This window comes from Nocardia rosealba, from assembly GCF_020216065.1.
Lineage (GTDB): Bacteria > Actinomycetota > Actinomycetes > Mycobacteriales > Mycobacteriaceae > Nocardia > Nocardia rosealba.
The window spans coordinates 1,147,749-1,163,322 of sequence record NZ_JAIWNA010000001.1; the positions used below are offsets into that span (position 1 = coordinate 1,147,749).

The window sequence follows — 15,574 nt, forward strand, 5'->3', positions numbered from 1 at the left end:
CGGACGGGCGGCCTTCGGCGGAACCGAGTGTGTCGGTGGGCGGTACTACCGTCGGGGTATGGGCTACCGGGAACGTCGGTCACGGGTCGATCGCGCGGTGGTCTGGCAACGCACCGGCGGCGGCGCGGGCCAGGTCAGCGTGTTTCCCGACGGCTGCATGGACTTGATCTGGACCGAGGGCACCTTGATGGTTGCGGGCCCGGACAGCCGTGCCGCACGGGTGCGTGCCGGTGTCGCCGATTTCGTCGGTATCCGGTTCGCCCCGGGTGCCGCGCCGGCTGTGCTCGGCGTGCCCGCCGTGGAGCTGCTCGACCAGCGCGTCGAACTGGACAGGATCGTGCCCGCCGCCACGGCCCGCGCACTGCTCGATCGGGTCGACAACTCGCCCGACCGCGTTGTGGCTCTCGAATCCGTCGCCGTCGAACTCGCGGCCGCCGCGCTGTCACCGGACCCGATCCTCACCGGCATCGTCGACGCCCTGGCCGCGGGCGAATCGGTCGCCCACACCGCTGCCCGCGCGGGACTGTCGGCACGCATGCTGCACCGCCGCTCACTCGCGGCATTCGGTTACGGGCCCAAGATGTTGGCGCGAATTCTCCGATTTCAACGCACACTGGAAACCATCCGCGCGGGCACTCCGGCCGCCGAGGCAGCGGCCATGCACGGCTACGCCGACCAGGCACATCTGTCCCGCGACGTCCGTGACCTGGGCGGATGCACGGTGCGCAGCCTGCAACCCGGGTGAGGGTGCCCGGAAAGTCTCATTCGGCTCAGCTGCGATACGAAGTTATGCTCACTGTGCACGCCCCGTCGCATGTGCCAGGCCCAGTCCGAACCACGACGAGAGGATGTGACCCGATGATCGACGAATCCGTGTTCACCACGCTGCGTATCGAGGCCGAACGAGACGAAGTACGCCGACTTGTCGTCGGCGCCGTCGTCGTGCGCCACGACCGGGTCCTCATCCTGCGCCGCCGACGATCAGACTTCCTCAGCGGACGGTGGGAGTTGCCCAGCGGTGTCGTCGAGCACGGAGAGTCGCTCGACGACGCCCTGGCCCGTGAGGTAGCCGAGGAGACGGGCCTCGAGGTCACCGGGATCACCGACTACCTGGGCGACTTCGACTATCTGTCCGGCAACGGCGCGCGCACCAGGCAGTTCACCTTCGTCGTCGACGTCGCCACCACCGGACCCGTGCAACTCACCGAGCACGACGCTCACCTGTGGACCAAGCTGGACGGCGAACCGCCGGTCAGCGACGAGGTCCGCGAGGTGCTCGGCCGGTACCGGCGGCGTCTGCGCGACCCGCACGGCTGGTCGACCTATCCGCTGGGCAACGGCGCGTAGAGGTCGACACCGTGCCCGTCGGGGTCGGCGAGCGTCGCGTAGCGCTGGCCCCAGAAGGCGTCCCACGGCGCGAGTTCACCGTGGTAACCGGCGCCGACCAGGTCTTTGTACACCGAGTCGACCTCGGCCGGATCGGCGCAGCGGAACGCGAGGCTGCTCCGGCCGGGGCCGCTGGGCGGTTGCCAACCGGGGGAGAACGAGGCGACCGTCGCCTCGGTGTCCAGCAGCAGCCGCATCCCACCGGACAGGGGAGCCTCGGCGTGCCCCTCGGTCTCACATCCCTCGGGGAAGTCCAGGCCGAGCGCACGATAGAAGGCCACCGAGGCGGCCATGTCGGACACGATGATCGAGATGGCGTCGAGCTGAGGAGTCATGTCCGGCAGCGTATTCGGCGCGAAGGCCGGTCGTCTTGAACGGATCGGACATCAACGCGCGGGCACGGGCACCAATTCGGCGATGAGGTTGCCGATCAGGATCTGCAGGTGATCGCGGATCCCGCGCACGACCTCGATCGGTTGCCCGGCCGGGTCGGACAGCACCCAGTCGCGATAGCTGATGCCCGGGAAATACGGGCACACCTCGCCACAACCCATGGTCACCACCACGTCGGACAGCCCGACGACATCGTCGGTGAGCGGCTTGGGCCGTTCACCGGAGATGTCGATACCGATCTCGGCCATCGCCGCCACCGCGACGGGATTCAGTTCGTCGGCGGGCTCGCTGCCCGCGGTGCGGACCTCGATGCGATCGCCGGCCATGGCGCGCAGGAAGCCCGCCGCCATCTGTGATCGGCCCGCATTGTGGACGCAGACGAACAACACGCAGGGTGTGTGGGCCATGGTCGCCCTTTCGGTGCAGGGGCGAAGTGCTTGTGGCGCTTCGGATATCACCGCCATCATCGCATCAACCCGCGCGTGTGTGGGCGCGGCTACGGTGTTGTCCTGCGGTGTCCGCCTCAGTCGAGCGAACCGAGAACCCGGTTCACGTAGTCGTTGGCAAACACCCCGGCGGGGTCGAGGCGCTTGCGCACGGCCGCGAACCGATCCCAGTCGGGATAGCGTCCGCGCAGTGTCTCGGCGGTCTGGAAATGATGTTTGCCCCAGTGCGGACGACCGTCGAACCGGTCGAAGACGGCTTCGCAGGCGCGCAGGTACGGTTCCCATTCCATGCCCTGGTACTGGTGCACCGCGATGTAGCAGGTGTCGCGGCCGCTCGCGGGGGAGAGGAAGGCGTCGTCGGGTGCGACCCAGCGCACCTCGATCGGCATGGGCGTACCGAATTTCTTTGCGAGCGTGATCATCTCGCGAACCGCCTCGGCCGCGTGCGCGCGCGGGACCGCGTATTCCATCTCGTTGAAACGCACCAGGCGCGGGGTGGCGAACACGCGGTAGGAGCGGTCGCGCTGACGGTTGTTGCTGCCCGCGACGGTGGCCACGCGATGGATCAGCGGAACGGTCGCGGGAACACGGCGACCCACCCGGCACAAGCCGTCGTAGAGATGGTTGGACAGCAGGATGTCGTTGACCCACTCGCTGATCGCGCCGCGTGGCTGTTCCGGCTCGGCGGTGCGATTGAGTGCCTTGGTCATCACGACGGAGCTGTGCGCGAAGGCGAAGAACTCGAAATGGTCGTTCCCGTCGACGAATTCGTCCAGATCGGCGAGGACGTCGGCCAGCGGCACCGGCCGTTCCACGCCTTCGAGCACGAACGACGGCTCGAGCTGCAGGGTTGCCTCGGTGACGATGCCGAGCGCGCCGATGCTCACCCGTGCCGCGCGCCAGCCCTCGGGATCGGTCTCCTCGTTCAGCTCCACTACGTTGCCGTCGGCGCACAGCACCTGCACCGAGTGCAGCGCCGCCGAGATGTTGCGCAGCCGCGCGCCGGTGCCGTGGGTGGCGGTGGCGGTGGCGCCCGCGACGGTCTGGGTATCGATGTCGCCCAGGTTGGGGAAGGCCAGCCCGTGCTCGTGCAAAAGGGGGCTCGCCGCGTTCAGCGTCAGCCCCGCCTGCACGCGCGCGCGGCCGGTCGAGGTGTCGACGTCGAGCACCTTGTTCATGGCGCCGAGGTCGACGAGGGTGCCGTCGGTGAGCACGGCGTCGGTGAACGAGTGGCCCGAACCGGCGACGCGCACCGTCCGGCCCCGCGCCGCGGATTCGGTGACGATCCCGGCGAGCTCATCGACGTCACGCGGCGTCGCGACGACGGCGGGTGCGCAGCGCTGCTCGCCAGCCCAGTTCACCCAGGTGTTCTTGGTCATGTGTCCAACTGTAGAGGACCAAGTGTGACCCGCGCTACTGAGCGAACGAAAATCAGCGGCGACGACCCAGGCAGGCGGCCGATTTGGCCTGCTCCACCTCGGCGTCGGTGAGCGGCGGGACCAACAGCGGCCTGCGCGGCACGGCGTCGGTGCGCACGCCGTTCAGCGCCACGGCCATGTACCGCTGCCACACGTCGGGATTGACCGGTGCGGCGAACTCCATGAACGAGTTGACCATGTGGATCAGCGCGAAGAAGTCGGTGGTGGTGATGTCGGAATGCACCGCGCCCGCGTCGCGCGCCCGGTCGACGATGGCCGCCACCGACGGCCGGATCCGCTCACGCATCTCGGCGAACCGGGTCGGGTCCTCTTCGAGTTCGAGCACCACCTCGCCGAAGCCGCGGTTGGTCGCCAGGTGATTGCAGGCGTGTTCGAAGAACTCGACAAGTGCCAGCCATGGGTCCGGATTGCGGTTCGCGGCGTCGGCCGCGTCGGCGAAGTCGACCATGTTCTGCTCGAACACCTCGACGATGAGGGCCCGCTTGTTGGCGAAGCGCCGGTAGACCGTGCCGACGCCGACACCCGCGCGCTCGGCCACGTCGTCGAGGGTGATTTCCAGGCCGTGTTCGGCGAAGAGTTCCCTGGCTGCGACCACGATGCGTTGCTGATTGCGGGCGGCATCGGCGCGCAGCCTGCGGGGCGCTGCGGCAGTCGTCGTGGCGTGATTCACAGGTGCATCCTACTCATTGCCGGATTAAGTGGAGGTGGTTTCTCCGTTACTCTGGTAGCTTCGATTGAAGCGGAGGCTATATCTCCGATTATGCCACCGAAATCACCGACCTAGACCTGCAAGGGGAGTCATGACCACCACACTCGACAAGGGGACGAGTCCCGCGTCCGGTGCGGACACCGGGAACCGGCGAGGCTCACACGCGTTGCGCTGGTGGGTGCTCGCCGTCCTCGGTATCGCGCAGCTGATGGTCGTGCTCGATGCGACGATCGTGAACATCGCGCTGCCGGCCGCCCAGGCCGACCTCGGCTTCGGTGACGCCGACCGCCAATGGGTCATCACCGGCTACGCGCTCGCCTTCGGCAGCCTGCTACTGCTCGGCGGCCGCCTCAGCGACCTGTTCGGGCGCCGCAACACCTTCATCGTCGGCCTGGTCGGCTTCGCGGTCGCCTCCGCCATCGGCGGCGCGGCCAACAGCTTCGAGATGCTGGTCGCCGCCCGCGTCGGCCAGGGCGTGTTCGGCGCGCTGCTCGCGCCCGCCGCCCTCTCGCTGCTGACCGTCACCTTCACCGAACCCGGTGAACGCGCGAAGGCCTTCGGCATCTTCGGTGCCGTCGCCGGTGCCGGTGGCGCCATCGGCCTGCTGCTCGGCGGCGCGCTCACCGAGTGGGCGTCGTGGCGCTGGGCGATGTATGTGAACCTGATCTTCGCCGCCGTCGCGCTGGTGGGTGCGGTGCTGTTGCTGGCCAAGCACGTCAACGCCAGCTCGCGGCCCAAGCTCGACTGGCCCGGCACCATCACCGTCACCGCGGCGCTGTTCGGCATCGTCTACGGCTTCTCCCACGCCGAATCCCACGGCTGGAGCGACCCGACCACGCTGGCGTTCCTGATCGGCGGCGCCGTGCTGCTCGCGGTGTTCGTCTGGATCGAGACCCGCGTCGCGCACCCGCTGCTGCCGTTGCGCATCGTCACCGACCGCACCCGTGCCGGTTCCTACCTGACCGTGTTCATCATGGGCATCGGCATGTTCGCGATCTTCCTGTTCCTGACGTTCTACATGCAGCTGTCGCTGCAGTACTCGCCGATCATGACCGGTGTGGCGTTCATGCCGATGGTGTTCGGCATGGTTGCCTCGTCCACCACCGCGCCCTCGTTGCTGCTGCCCAAGGTCGGGCCGAAGGTCGTCATCAGCGGCGGCTTCCTGGTCGCCGCGGCGGGCATGGTGTGGCTCACCTTCATCGGTCTGGACAGCAGCTATGTCACCCACATCCTGCCCGCGCTCGTCCTGCTCGGCCTGGGCCTCGGTGGCGCCATGTCGGTGGCGTTCCAGGGCTCGACCGCAGGCGTGCAGCACGACGACGCCGGTGTCGCCTCGGCGATGGTGAACACCAGCCAGCAGGTCGGTGGTTCCATCGGCACCGCGCTGCTCAGCACGATCGCGGCCTCGGCGATGACCGATTACGTGTCCGCGCACGAGCCGGGTCCGCTGACCATGGCCCAGGGCGCGATCGAGAGCTACACCACCAGCTTCTGGTGGGCGGCGGCCACTTTCGTGCTCGGTGCGATCGTGATCGGTGTGCTCATGCCGAACAAGGTGCCCGCCCCCGCCGAGGGCGAGATGGTGCTCGCGCACTGATCGACCTGTCGTAAACCGATGGCCCGGACCGAGACTCGGTCCGGGCCATCGGCGTTCGCGCGGGGTGGCTGCTGGGGGTTTGCCGGACGCGCACCGCGCGCTAGTTTGTCGGGGGTACTCGATACCATGAGCAACGACCACCGTCGGACTAGCAGGGGAGGGCAGTGCATGGCATCGCGGGCCCCGGCGCTCGACCCGGCCGTCCTCGCGGCGATCTCGGTGGGCGGTGGTCTCGGGGCCACGGCCAGATACGGTGTGGGCCAGTGGTGGCCGGTGCGTCCTGGGCAATTTCCGTGGTCGACGCTGACTGTCAATGTGGTCGGCTGCTTCGCCCTCGGGGTGCTGATGGTCGTGGTCACGGAGTTCTGGTCGGCGCCGATGCTGGTTCGCCCGTTCCTCGGGATCGGGGTGCTCGGCGGGTTCACTACTTTCTCCACCTTCGGCCTCGAGCTTCGTACACTGATCGACACCGGTTCGCCGGGCACGGCCGTGGCCTATCTCGCTCTCTCGGTCCTCGCGGGCCTCGGCGCGATGGCGCTCGCCATGATCGGGACCCGCTGGGCGGCAGGCAGCGTGGGGCAGAGCACGTGAATCCGACGACGGAAGGGGGCCATCCGATGGTCGCGATGTGGGCTCCCACGGCGGGAGGCCGGCGATGACCGCGGCACTCGTGTTCGCGGGCGGAATGCTCGGCGCCCCCGCGCGTTACCTCGTCGATCGGGCGGTCTCGGCGCGGTTCCCGGCCGGGCTGCCGTGGGGGACGTTGACGGTTAACATTGTCGGTTCGGCGTTGCTCGGGGGCCTGATCGGCGCGAGCGTGGGCAGTACTCTGCTGGCGTTCGCGGGAATCGGTTTCTGTGGTGCGCTGACCACGTTCAGCACATTCGGTTACGAGACCATACGTCTGGTGACCGAGGGCGCCTACGTGTATGCCCTGGGCAATGTCGCGATCAGTGTCGCGGCGAGCCTGGCCTCGGTGTACGCCGCCGCGTCCCTGACCAACTGGTTGTGCGCATGATCCTCATGACCAGCCGCGCCCAGCCGACACGGAAGGGAACACCCACCATGGCCCACGATCGCGCCGGACGGCCCGCCCGCCCGACCGACCTGGTGGATATCGCTCACCTGGTCACCGCGTACTACAGCCGCGTGCCCGATCCGGCCGAACCGAGCCAGCAGGTGGTCTTCGGCACCTCGGGTCATCGCGGGTCCAGCGAGGACAGCGCGTTCAACGAGGCGCACATCATGGCCATCACCCAGGCGATCGTCGAATACCGCGCCACCCGCGACATCACCGGCCCGGTGTACCTGGCGCGCGACACCCATGCCCTGTCCGAACCCGCCTGGACCACCGCGCTCGAGGTCCTCGCGGGCAACGATGTCACCGCCGTGATCGACGCCCGCGGCCGCTACACCCCCACGCCCGCGCTGAGTCATGCTGTGCTGCGCCACAATCAGGGCGGAACCAAGCACCAGGCCGACGGCATCGTGGTGACCCCCTCGCACAATCCGCCGCGCGACGGCGGCTTCAAATACAACCCGCCGCACGGCGGTCCAGCCGATACCAAGGCCACCGACGCCATCGCCGCGCGCGCCAACGAACTGCTGCGCGGCGGCCTGGCCGAGGTGAAGCGGGTGTCGCTGGAACAGGCGATGAAGACCCATGTGCAGCGCTACGACTACCTCGACCACTACGTCGCCGACCTGCCGAACGCACTGAACCTGGACGCCATTCGCGGCGCGGGCATCCGCATGGGCGCCGACCCGATGGGCGGGGCCAGCGTGGACTACTGGGAGGAGATCGGGCAGCGCTTCGATCTCGAACTCGAGGTGGTCAACCCGTTCGTCGACCCCACCTGGCGTTTCATGACCCTCGACAGCGACGGCAAGATCAGGATGGATCCGTCCTCGCGCCACGCCATGGCCGGACTGGTCGGCATCAAGGACGACTACGACATCTCCACCGGCAACGACGCCGACGCCGACCGCCACGGCATCGTCACCCCCGACGGCGGCCTGATGAACCCCAACCACTTCCTCGCGGTCGCGATCGAATACCTCATCGCCAACCGGATGTGGTGGGACGCGCTCACCAAGGTCGGCAAGACGGTTGTCACGTCCTCGATGGTGGACCGGGTGGTCGGTGTGCTCGGCCGCGATGTGTACGAGGTGCCGGTCGGGTTCAAGTGGTTCGTGCCCGGATTGTTCAGTGGCAGTTTGGCTTTCGGTGGTGAGGAGAGCGCGGGCGCGTCGTTCCTGCGGATGGACGGCACCGTGTGGACCACCGACAAGGACGGCATTCTGCTGGCGCTGCTGGCCGCCGAAATCGCGGCCGTCACCGGTCAGACCCCCTCGGCTCGCTACGGCGAGCTCGAACGTCAGCACGGTAGCCCCGCTTACGCACGCATCGACGCCGTCGCCACCAGCGAGCAGAAGGCCAAGCTCGCGCGGCTCAGCGCCGACGCCATCACCGGTACCGAGATCGCCGGCGAGGAGATCACCGGCATCCTCACCACCGCACGCGGCAACGGAGCCCCCCTCGGCGGGCTGAAGGTGACCACCGAGAACGCCTGGTTCGCCGCCCGCCCGTCGGGCACCGAGGACAAGTACAAGATCTACGCCGAATCCTTCCTCGGTTCCGAGCATCTGACCCAGGTGCAGGCCGCCGCCGAGGAGATGGTGAATCAGGCGCTGATCGAGTGAGTACCGCGACAAAGGTTCGGCTACCCGCCGAGATCTGGGTACTGATCGCGGCGGCGTTCGTGATCGCGCTCGGCTTCGGGCTGGTGGCACCGGTGCTGCCGCAGTACGCCCGCGAATTCGGGGTCGGTATCGCGGCCGCGTCGGCGATCGTGAGCGCCTTCGCGTTGATGCGCTTGCTGTTCGCCCCCGCCAGCGGGCGGTTGGTGCAGAAGCTCGGCGAGCGGCGGGTGTATCTGGCGGGCATCCTCATCGTCGCGGTGTCGACCGGTGCGTGCGCGCTGGCGCAGACGTATTGGCAACTGCTGGTGTTGCGGTCGCTCGGCGGGATCGGGTCGACGATGTTCACGGTGTCGTCGATGGCGTTGATCATCCGGGTGTCGCCGCCTGCGGCGCGCGGCCGGGTCTCCGGTGTGTATTCGACCAGCTTCCTGATCGGTTCGCTGGTCGGTCCGCTGGTCGGTGGTGCGCTGGCCGGGCTCGGTTTGCGCGCCCCGTTCGTCATCTACGCGCTCGCCCTGCTCGTCGTGTGCGTGATCGTGTTCGCCGGTTTGCGCGAATCACCGGTCCTGAAGGACGACAGTGCGACGACCACACCGGAACTGACCTTCCGGCAGGGCTGGTCGGAGCCCGCGTATCGCGCGGTGCTGCTGTCGAGTTTCGCCGGCGGTGTCGCGGTGTTCGGTGTGCGGATGGCGTTCGTCCCGTTGCTGGTGGTGGAGACCCTGCGGCAGGAACCCGGCATGGCCGGTGTCGCGCTCACCGTGTTCGCGGCGGGCAACGGTGCGGTGCTGTTCGCCTCGGGTCGATTATCCGACCGGCTCGGTCGCAAACCGTTCCTGATCCTCGGCTCGGTGATCTGCGCGGTCGGCACCGGCGCGCTCGGTTTCGCGCCGTCGCTGCCGTGGTTCCTGCTCGCCTCGTTCGTGGCGGGCATCGGTTCCGGCATGTTCAGCCCGGTGCAGCAGGCGGCGCTCGCCGATGTGCTCGGCAGCCGGGCACGCGGCGGGCCGGTCCTCGCGGCGTTCCAGATGGCGGCCGACCTGGGCGCGGTCCTCGGCCCGATCGTCATCGGTGAGGTCGCCGACCGCACGTCGTTCGGGGTCGGTATGGCGGTGACCGGGGCGGTGCTCGTGGTGTCGGCGACGGTGTGGGTGTTCACTCCTGAGCCGTCGCGGATCGTGCACCCCGAGGACCCACAGCACCCCGACCATGCGGGCGACGGCCTCGACCCGCAATGTACCTGCGACGGTCCCGACGGGTCACCCGTCGTGCGTGACGGCATGGTTCCCGCAGCCCGTCGCCCGGTCGACATGGAGAAATAGCTGGTAGAGCTGATATCGGCGTGCCCGGGCGGCGTGCCGATATCGGCTCGAGGCAGAGTGGACGGGTGAGCACAGCCGGTTCTTCGCACAATCCACGTCCCGTGTCGAGCAACACCACCTACGCGCTGGGCGCGGTGGCTCTCGTCGTGATCGGGCTGATCGTGTTCGCCGTCTACAAGTGGAGCGCCGAACCACCAGCCGTCCGCAACGACGGCTACGGCGCTGTACGCGAGGCGGCGGTGCAGGTCAGTACCACGCCGGAAGGGGTGATCCGGCTCGGCCGCCCCGATGCCCCGAAAACCATCGACATCTTCGAAGACCCGCTGTGCCCCGCGTGCGGGGTGATGGAGACCAGCTACGGCCAGGAACTCGCCCAGAAGATCGACGAGGGCAAGCTCGCCGTGAACTACCACCTCGTCGCGTTCCTCGACGACCAGTCCAAGAGCAAGGACTACTCCACCCGCGCCATCGCGGCCAATCTCTGTGTCGCCCAAACAGGTTCGGGCCCCACCTACGGCAAGTTCCACAAGGCCCTGTTCGTCGACCGCCAGCCCGACGAAGGCGCCGAGGACCTGAGCAACCCCGCCCTGGCCACCCTCGCCACCGAATCCGGTGCCCCCGAATCCGTCGCCGCCTGCATCACCCACGCCACCCAGCGCGACGCCGCCGCGACCGCCGCGAAATCGGCCCTCGCCGACCTCGACGCCCGCACGGGCAACAAATCCGCCACCCCCACCATCTACGACGGCACAACCACCGTCGACTGGCGCGACGAAAACTGGGTCACCACCCTCGCCCCCTGACCCACGTGAGGTTGCGCACATCCTAGACCCCCTCCGCGCCGCCCGCTCATGATCCCAACCCCCGAGCCCTCTCCTGAATCGCCCCGTTTTCGCCATCTACCAGCCGATTTGTTCTCCCGGAGAACCATGGTGTAACTTCATTCAGGCAGCAGCGAGAGCAGCTGAAACAACAGAACACGGGGCTATGGCGCAGCTGGTAGCGCACCACACTGGCAGTGTGGGGGTCAGGGGTTCGAGTCCCCTTAGCTCCACCCGAAACAAAAGGTCCGGCTTTTCAGCCGGGCCTTTTGTCATTCCGCGCGAGTGGGTAGGTGCGGCTGTGGCAACGATCGACTGCCGAGATTGTGGCCCACCGCTAGGCTCCTCGATGTGTACGACATCGCGAAGAATGCGGGATTTGCTGGGGCACACGCAGTGTGGAGTGTGAGCGACTCGGATTTACTGATTCCGCTGATCGGATACGTCGATGCCGACGGGTCGCAGGGGTTGGAGCGGTTTCTTGTAGACGATGTCGCGGACGGGGCGCGGCTGGGGGCCGAACGACTGCGGACGGGGCGGCCGGGCTGGGTACATGCCGCGCTCGTCGTCGACGCTTTCTTGCGCTTGCCGGCCGGGCGGCAGGATGCACTCGTCATCGAGGCGACCGACTACGCCCCGCAGCGGCGGTCGATAAAGATGGCCATTCCTTATCGCCCGCACACGACTGCCGAAGGTTTCGCCGTGTACCGCGCGAAATTCCTCGGCACCAGTGGTTTCGACGATCCCGACTACGACGCGATCGCGGAGGCTTTCTTCTCCGGCGTCGACTCCCATGAGCAGGCCGCGGCCGTGTGGAACGCCCACCTTCTCGACGAGTCCGTTTGATCCGAGCCCGTCGACGGCGCGTCATACGTTCTTGTCACAGTTTCCCCGGGCGCACTGTCCTTGTTGTCGACACCACAGGAACACCTGTCGAGACGAGGTTCGGTCATGGACATCAGCACGGGGCACGCCATCGAGACAATGGACGATCTGCGTCGCCATCTGCAGTGGGCGATCGAGCTCGAGCACGCGACCATCCCGCCGTACATGTGCGCGTTGTATTCGCTGGAGCCGGGCGCCAATGCCGAAGCGGCACAGGTCATCAGCAGCGTCTTCGTCGAGGAGATGCTGCACCTGGCGCTGGCGGCGAATCTGCTCAATGCGGTGGGCGGTGAGCCCAAGCTCGACGCGCCCGAATTGCTGCCCGCGTACCCGCATCCGCTGCCGCACGGCGATCGATCCGTACAGATACAGCTCGCGCCGTTCGGCTCCGAAGCCCTCGAATTGTTCTTGAACATCGAACGGCCCGCCTCGGCGGACGCGCTACCCGAATCCGACGGTTATCACACGATCGGGCAGTTCTACGCGGCCGTCGAACTCGGTCTCGTCACGCTGGTCGACACCCTCGGCGAGGAGGTCGTGTTCTGCGGCGACCCCGGTCGCCAGCTCCACGAGATGCACTTCAACAGCGGTGGCGGACAGGTCGTTCCGGTGCACGACCTGAAGTCGGCGCTGACGGCGCTGGCCGAGATCGTCGAGCAGGGCGAAGGCGCGGCGCGGACCGAGGTGTGGGACGGCGAGAAGGACGTTTTCCATCCCGATCGAGATGAGGTCGCCCACTTCTATCGCTTCCTGGAATTGAAGGAAGGTAGGCGATTCCAACTCGGTGACACCCCGCAGTCCGGGCCCACCGGTGAGCCGATCGTGTTCGACCCCGACAAAGTGCTGCCGATGCGCCCCAACCCCCGCACCGCCGACTATCCGGAGGGCAGCGCGGTCCGCCTCGCGCAGGAGGAGTTCAACAACACCTACTGCCTGCTGCTGTATCTGCTCGAGGACACCTTCAACGGCAGCCCGTCGCAGATGCGGGACGCGGTGGGGACGATGTACGCGTTGAAGTCCCAGGCCCAAGCTCTCATGAAGATGCCGAGCGGCGACGGCCGCACCACCGCGGGACCGACCTTCGAATACGTCGCGCCGCAGGACCGAGCGTAGTCACAGGGCCTCGGCACGCGCGCCGTCACAAAATCACCGCCTGCCCGGTCCTTGATGTAGCGGAGTCTCGCCGGCCCCGCGGCAATGTCCGAACGAAAGGAATGAGCATGAAGATCGTCGTCATCGGCGGTACCGGCCTGATCGGCTCCAAGCTCGTCGCACGACTCGGTGAGCACGGCCACCAGGCGGTTCCGGCCGCACCCAACACCGGTGTGAACTCGCTCACCGGTGAGGGCGTCAAAGAAGTACTGCAGGACGCGAACGTGGTGATCGATGTTTCCAATTCGCCGTCGTTCGCCGACGACGACGTGCTGGAGTTCTTCCGGACCTCCACGACGAACCTGCTCGAGGCCGCCGCAGCGGCCGGTGTCGGGCATTACGTGGCACTGTCGGTGGTGGGTTCGGAACGGCTGCCGGATTCCGGGTACCTGCGGGCGAAGGTGGCGCAGGAGGAGCTGATCGAGGGATCGGGCCTGCCGTATTCCATCGTGCGCGCCACGCAGTTCTTCGAATTCGCCGGTGGGATAGCGGATTCCGCGACCAGCGACGGTCAGGTGCGGCTGCCGGCTTCCAGTATGCAGCCGATGGCCGCGGACGATGTGGCTGCGGCTGTCGGTCGTACCGCGGCGGGCGAGCCGAAGAACGGCACCATCGAGGTCGGGGGCCCGGAGGTCATCGCCCTCGACGAATGGATCCGCACCGTGCTGAGCGCGCGCTCGGATGCGCGCACGGTGGTCACCGATCCCGAGGCCCGGTATTTCGGGGCGGTGCCGCAGCGCGAGCTGCTGCCCGGCAGCGACGCGCAACTGGCGCAGACGCGGCTGTCGGAGTGGCTCACCAGCAACTGACCTGTTCGCGCGGGCGGGATCGCCCCGCCCGCGCGAACTGTCCCCTTCGGAAGGGAACGAAGCGAATGCTCACACCCGAGGAACGTCAGATCGCGACGTCGGTGCTCGTCGTCGGTACCGGCGGATCCGGCCTGCGTGCGGCGATCGAACTGGCCGAGCGCGGCATCGACGTCCTGGTGGTGGGAAAGCGGCCGAAGGCGGACGCGCACACCAGCCTCGCCGCGGGCGGTATCAACGCCGCGCTGTCGACTATGGACGTCGAAGACAGCTGGCAGCAGCACGCGGCCGACACGATCACCGAAAGCTACCTGCTGGCGCGGCCTGATACCGCTCGGATCGTGGCCGAGAACGCCGCGCGCGGAATCGAGGATCTCGAGCGCTGGGGCATGCCCTTCGCTCGCGAATCCGACGGACGGATCTCGCTGCGATTCTTCGGCGCGCACACCTACCGACGCACCGCGTTCGCCGGTGACTACACCGGCCTCGAGATCCAGCGAACCCTGGTAAACCGGGCCGCGCAGCTCGGCATCCGGATCATCGATACCTGCTATGTGACCCGAATCCTGGTGCGTGACAACGTGGTTTTCGGCGCCTACGGTTTCGATCTCGACAGCGGCGAGCGCTATGTGTTCCGAGCCGACGCGGTGATCCTCGCCGCCGGTGGGCACACCCGCATCTGGCGTCGCACCTCTTCGCGACGTGACGAGAACACCGGTGATTCCTTCCGGCTCGCCGTCCTCGCGGGCGGCCGGATTCGTGACCCCGAGCTCGTGCAGTTTCACCCGTCCGGGCTCATCGAACCCGAGAACGCGGCAGGCACACTGGTATCGGAGGCCGCACGGGGAGAAGGTGGCATCCTGCGCAACGCCGCTGGAGAACGCTTCATGCGGCGCTACGACGCGGAACGCATGGAGCTCTCGACCCGCGATCGAGTCGCACTGGCCGCCTACACCGAGATCAAAGAGGGTCGAGGGACACCGAACGGTGCTGTCTGGCTGGATGTTTCGCACCTGCCTCGCGAAACGATCATGCGGCGCCTACCGCGCGTCTACCAGACGATGCTGGAGCTGCAAATGCTCGACATCACGCGCGATCCGATCGAAATCGCGCCCACGGCACACTATTCCATGGGCGGAGTGTGGGTTCGCTCCGAAGATCACGGCACCGGCGTCGACGGCCTCTACGCGATCGGCGAGGCGTCGAGCGGTCTGCACGGTGCCAACCGGCTCGGCGGCAACTCACTGATCGAACTGCTCGTCTACGGCCGGATCGTCGGCGAGGCGGCAGCGCGGTACTCGGCCGAGCAAGAAGCGCAGCGTCGCTCCCGGGGCGCGCTCGTCGAGGCCCGCGCCGAGATCGATGAGCTGCTGGCGGTCGACGGGCAGGAGAACGTGCGGGCCCTGCAACGCGCCGTGCGCGACACCATGACCGAGCACGCCGGCGTGGTGCGCGACGAGCCCGGAATCCGGACGGGCCTGGCCGAGCTCGACGAAGTCGAGGAGCGGATGACGAATATCGGAGTGCACCCCGACGCCGCCGGGTTCCAGGACCTGGCGCACGCCTTCGATCTGAAGTCCTCGGTGCTCGCGGCGCGCGCCACCCTGGAAGCCGCGTTGGAGCGCCGCGAAACCCGTGGCTGCCACAACCGGTCCGATTACCCCGACCTGGATCCGGCGCTGCGGGTGAACCTGGTGTGGTCGGGTCCCGGCAAGCTCGAACGCGAGGAGATCCCCGCCGTCCCCGACGATATCGCCCGGCTCATGCGAGATGTATCGACGGAAGGCAAATTGGTCGAATGACGGCGTCGTGTGGGCGCACTCGCCGGGGCTGCTCGCGTACGGCCGGCGCGAGTAAGGTCGTGGGAGTCGGTGGCCGAATCGAGGCGGGGGATATGAATCACGCGATTGCCGGT

16 protein-coding genes and 1 tRNA gene are annotated in these 15,574 nt (G+C 67.7%); 13 read left to right on the plus strand and 4 right to left on the minus strand.

Annotated elements, in window-relative coordinates; translation table 11 throughout:
- The first annotated feature begins 58 nt into the window (after positions 1-58).
- Both LDL21_RS05210 and LDL21_RS05215 read left to right on the plus strand, forming a co-directional pair.
- Positions 59-745, plus strand: coding sequence for a helix-turn-helix domain-containing protein (locus LDL21_RS05210; protein WP_225278982.1), 687 nt, complete (start codon positions 59-61; stop codon positions 743-745).
- A gap of 113 nt (positions 746-858) precedes the next feature.
- A complete protein-coding gene (locus tag LDL21_RS05215) occupies positions 859-1,347 on the plus strand; it encodes an NUDIX hydrolase (RefSeq protein ID WP_067637170.1) in 489 nt (162 codons plus the stop codon).
- Here LDL21_RS05215 and LDL21_RS05220 read toward each other — a convergent pair.
- The 4 genes from LDL21_RS05220 to LDL21_RS05235 all read right to left on the minus strand — a co-directional run bounded on the left by LDL21_RS05220 (position 1,323) and on the right by LDL21_RS05235 (position 4,334).
- Complete coding sequence (locus LDL21_RS05220; protein ID WP_225278983.1) at positions 1,323-1,721, minus strand: VOC family protein; 399 nt, start codon at positions 1,719-1,721, stop codon at positions 1,323-1,325. The genes LDL21_RS05215 and LDL21_RS05220 overlap by 25 nt on opposite strands.
- A 51-nt stretch (positions 1,722-1,772) precedes the next feature.
- Entirely contained in the window at positions 1,773-2,186 is a 414-nt protein-coding gene (locus tag LDL21_RS05225; protein ID WP_067491782.1) for an arsenate reductase ArsC, read from the minus strand.
- A 116-nt stretch (positions 2,187-2,302) separates the two neighbouring features.
- Complete coding sequence (locus LDL21_RS05230; RefSeq protein WP_225278984.1) at positions 2,303-3,604, minus strand: D-arabinono-1,4-lactone oxidase; 1,302 nt, start codon at positions 3,602-3,604, stop codon at positions 2,303-2,305.
- A gap of 52 nt (positions 3,605-3,656) precedes the next feature.
- Positions 3,657-4,334: a TetR/AcrR family transcriptional regulator gene (locus LDL21_RS05235; protein WP_225278985.1), complete on the minus strand. Its 678-nt coding sequence runs from the start codon at positions 4,332-4,334 to the stop codon at positions 3,657-3,659.
- Between the two features lie 130 nt (positions 4,335-4,464).
- Between LDL21_RS05235 and LDL21_RS05240 the strand changes: the two genes are divergently transcribed.
- From LDL21_RS05240 to LDL21_RS05290, 11 genes are all read left to right on the plus strand, one after another.
- Positions 4,465-5,970 carry an MFS transporter gene (locus LDL21_RS05240; protein ID WP_225278986.1) on the plus strand — a complete coding sequence of 502 codons (1,506 nt, stop codon included), beginning with the start codon at positions 4,465-4,467 and terminating at the stop codon, positions 5,968-5,970.
- A 168-nt stretch (positions 5,971-6,138) separates the two neighbouring features.
- Positions 6,139-6,561: a fluoride efflux transporter CrcB gene (gene crcB, locus LDL21_RS05245; RefSeq protein ID WP_225278987.1), complete on the plus strand. Its 423-nt coding sequence runs from the start codon at positions 6,139-6,141 to the stop codon at positions 6,559-6,561.
- A 64-nt stretch (positions 6,562-6,625) separates the two neighbouring features.
- Complete coding sequence (locus LDL21_RS05250) at positions 6,626-6,988, plus strand: fluoride efflux transporter FluC (protein ID WP_225278988.1); 363 nt, start codon at positions 6,626-6,628, stop codon at positions 6,986-6,988.
- 47 nt (positions 6,989-7,035) lie between these two features.
- Positions 7,036-8,673, plus strand: a complete 1,638-nt coding sequence (gene pgm, locus LDL21_RS05255; RefSeq protein ID WP_225278989.1) for a phosphoglucomutase (alpha-D-glucose-1,6-bisphosphate-dependent) — start codon at positions 7,036-7,038, stop codon at positions 8,671-8,673.
- The gene (locus LDL21_RS05260) at positions 8,670-9,995 is read left to right on the plus strand and encodes an MFS transporter (protein WP_225278990.1); all 1,326 of its coding nucleotides are present in this window, start codon (positions 8,670-8,672) and stop codon (positions 9,993-9,995) included. The genes pgm and LDL21_RS05260 overlap by 4 nt, the downstream gene beginning before the upstream one ends.
- 65 nt (positions 9,996-10,060) lie before the next feature.
- A complete protein-coding gene (locus LDL21_RS05265; RefSeq protein ID WP_225278991.1) occupies positions 10,061-10,798 on the plus strand; it encodes a DsbA family protein in 738 nt (245 codons plus the stop codon).
- A gap of 178 nt (positions 10,799-10,976) precedes the next feature.
- Positions 10,977-11,049, plus strand: a tRNA-Ala gene (locus LDL21_RS05270).
- A gap of 118 nt (positions 11,050-11,167) precedes the next feature.
- On the plus strand, positions 11,168-11,662 hold the full coding sequence (locus LDL21_RS05275) for a hypothetical protein (protein WP_225278992.1): 495 nt from the start codon (positions 11,168-11,170) through the stop codon (positions 11,660-11,662).
- Between the two features lie 105 nt (positions 11,663-11,767).
- Positions 11,768-12,814 carry a ferritin-like domain-containing protein gene (locus LDL21_RS05280; protein ID WP_225278993.1) on the plus strand — a complete coding sequence of 349 codons (1,047 nt, stop codon included), beginning with the start codon at positions 11,768-11,770 and terminating at the stop codon, positions 12,812-12,814.
- A 107-nt stretch (positions 12,815-12,921) separates the two neighbouring features.
- Positions 12,922-13,662 (plus strand): SDR family oxidoreductase, encoded by a 741-nt coding sequence (locus LDL21_RS05285; protein ID WP_225278994.1) that lies wholly within the window; start codon positions 12,922-12,924, stop codon positions 13,660-13,662.
- A gap of 65 nt (positions 13,663-13,727) precedes the next feature.
- Positions 13,728-15,461 carry an L-aspartate oxidase gene (locus LDL21_RS05290; RefSeq protein ID WP_225278995.1) on the plus strand — a complete coding sequence of 578 codons (1,734 nt, stop codon included), beginning with the start codon at positions 13,728-13,730 and terminating at the stop codon, positions 15,459-15,461.
- Positions 15,462-15,574 lie beyond the last annotated feature (113 nt).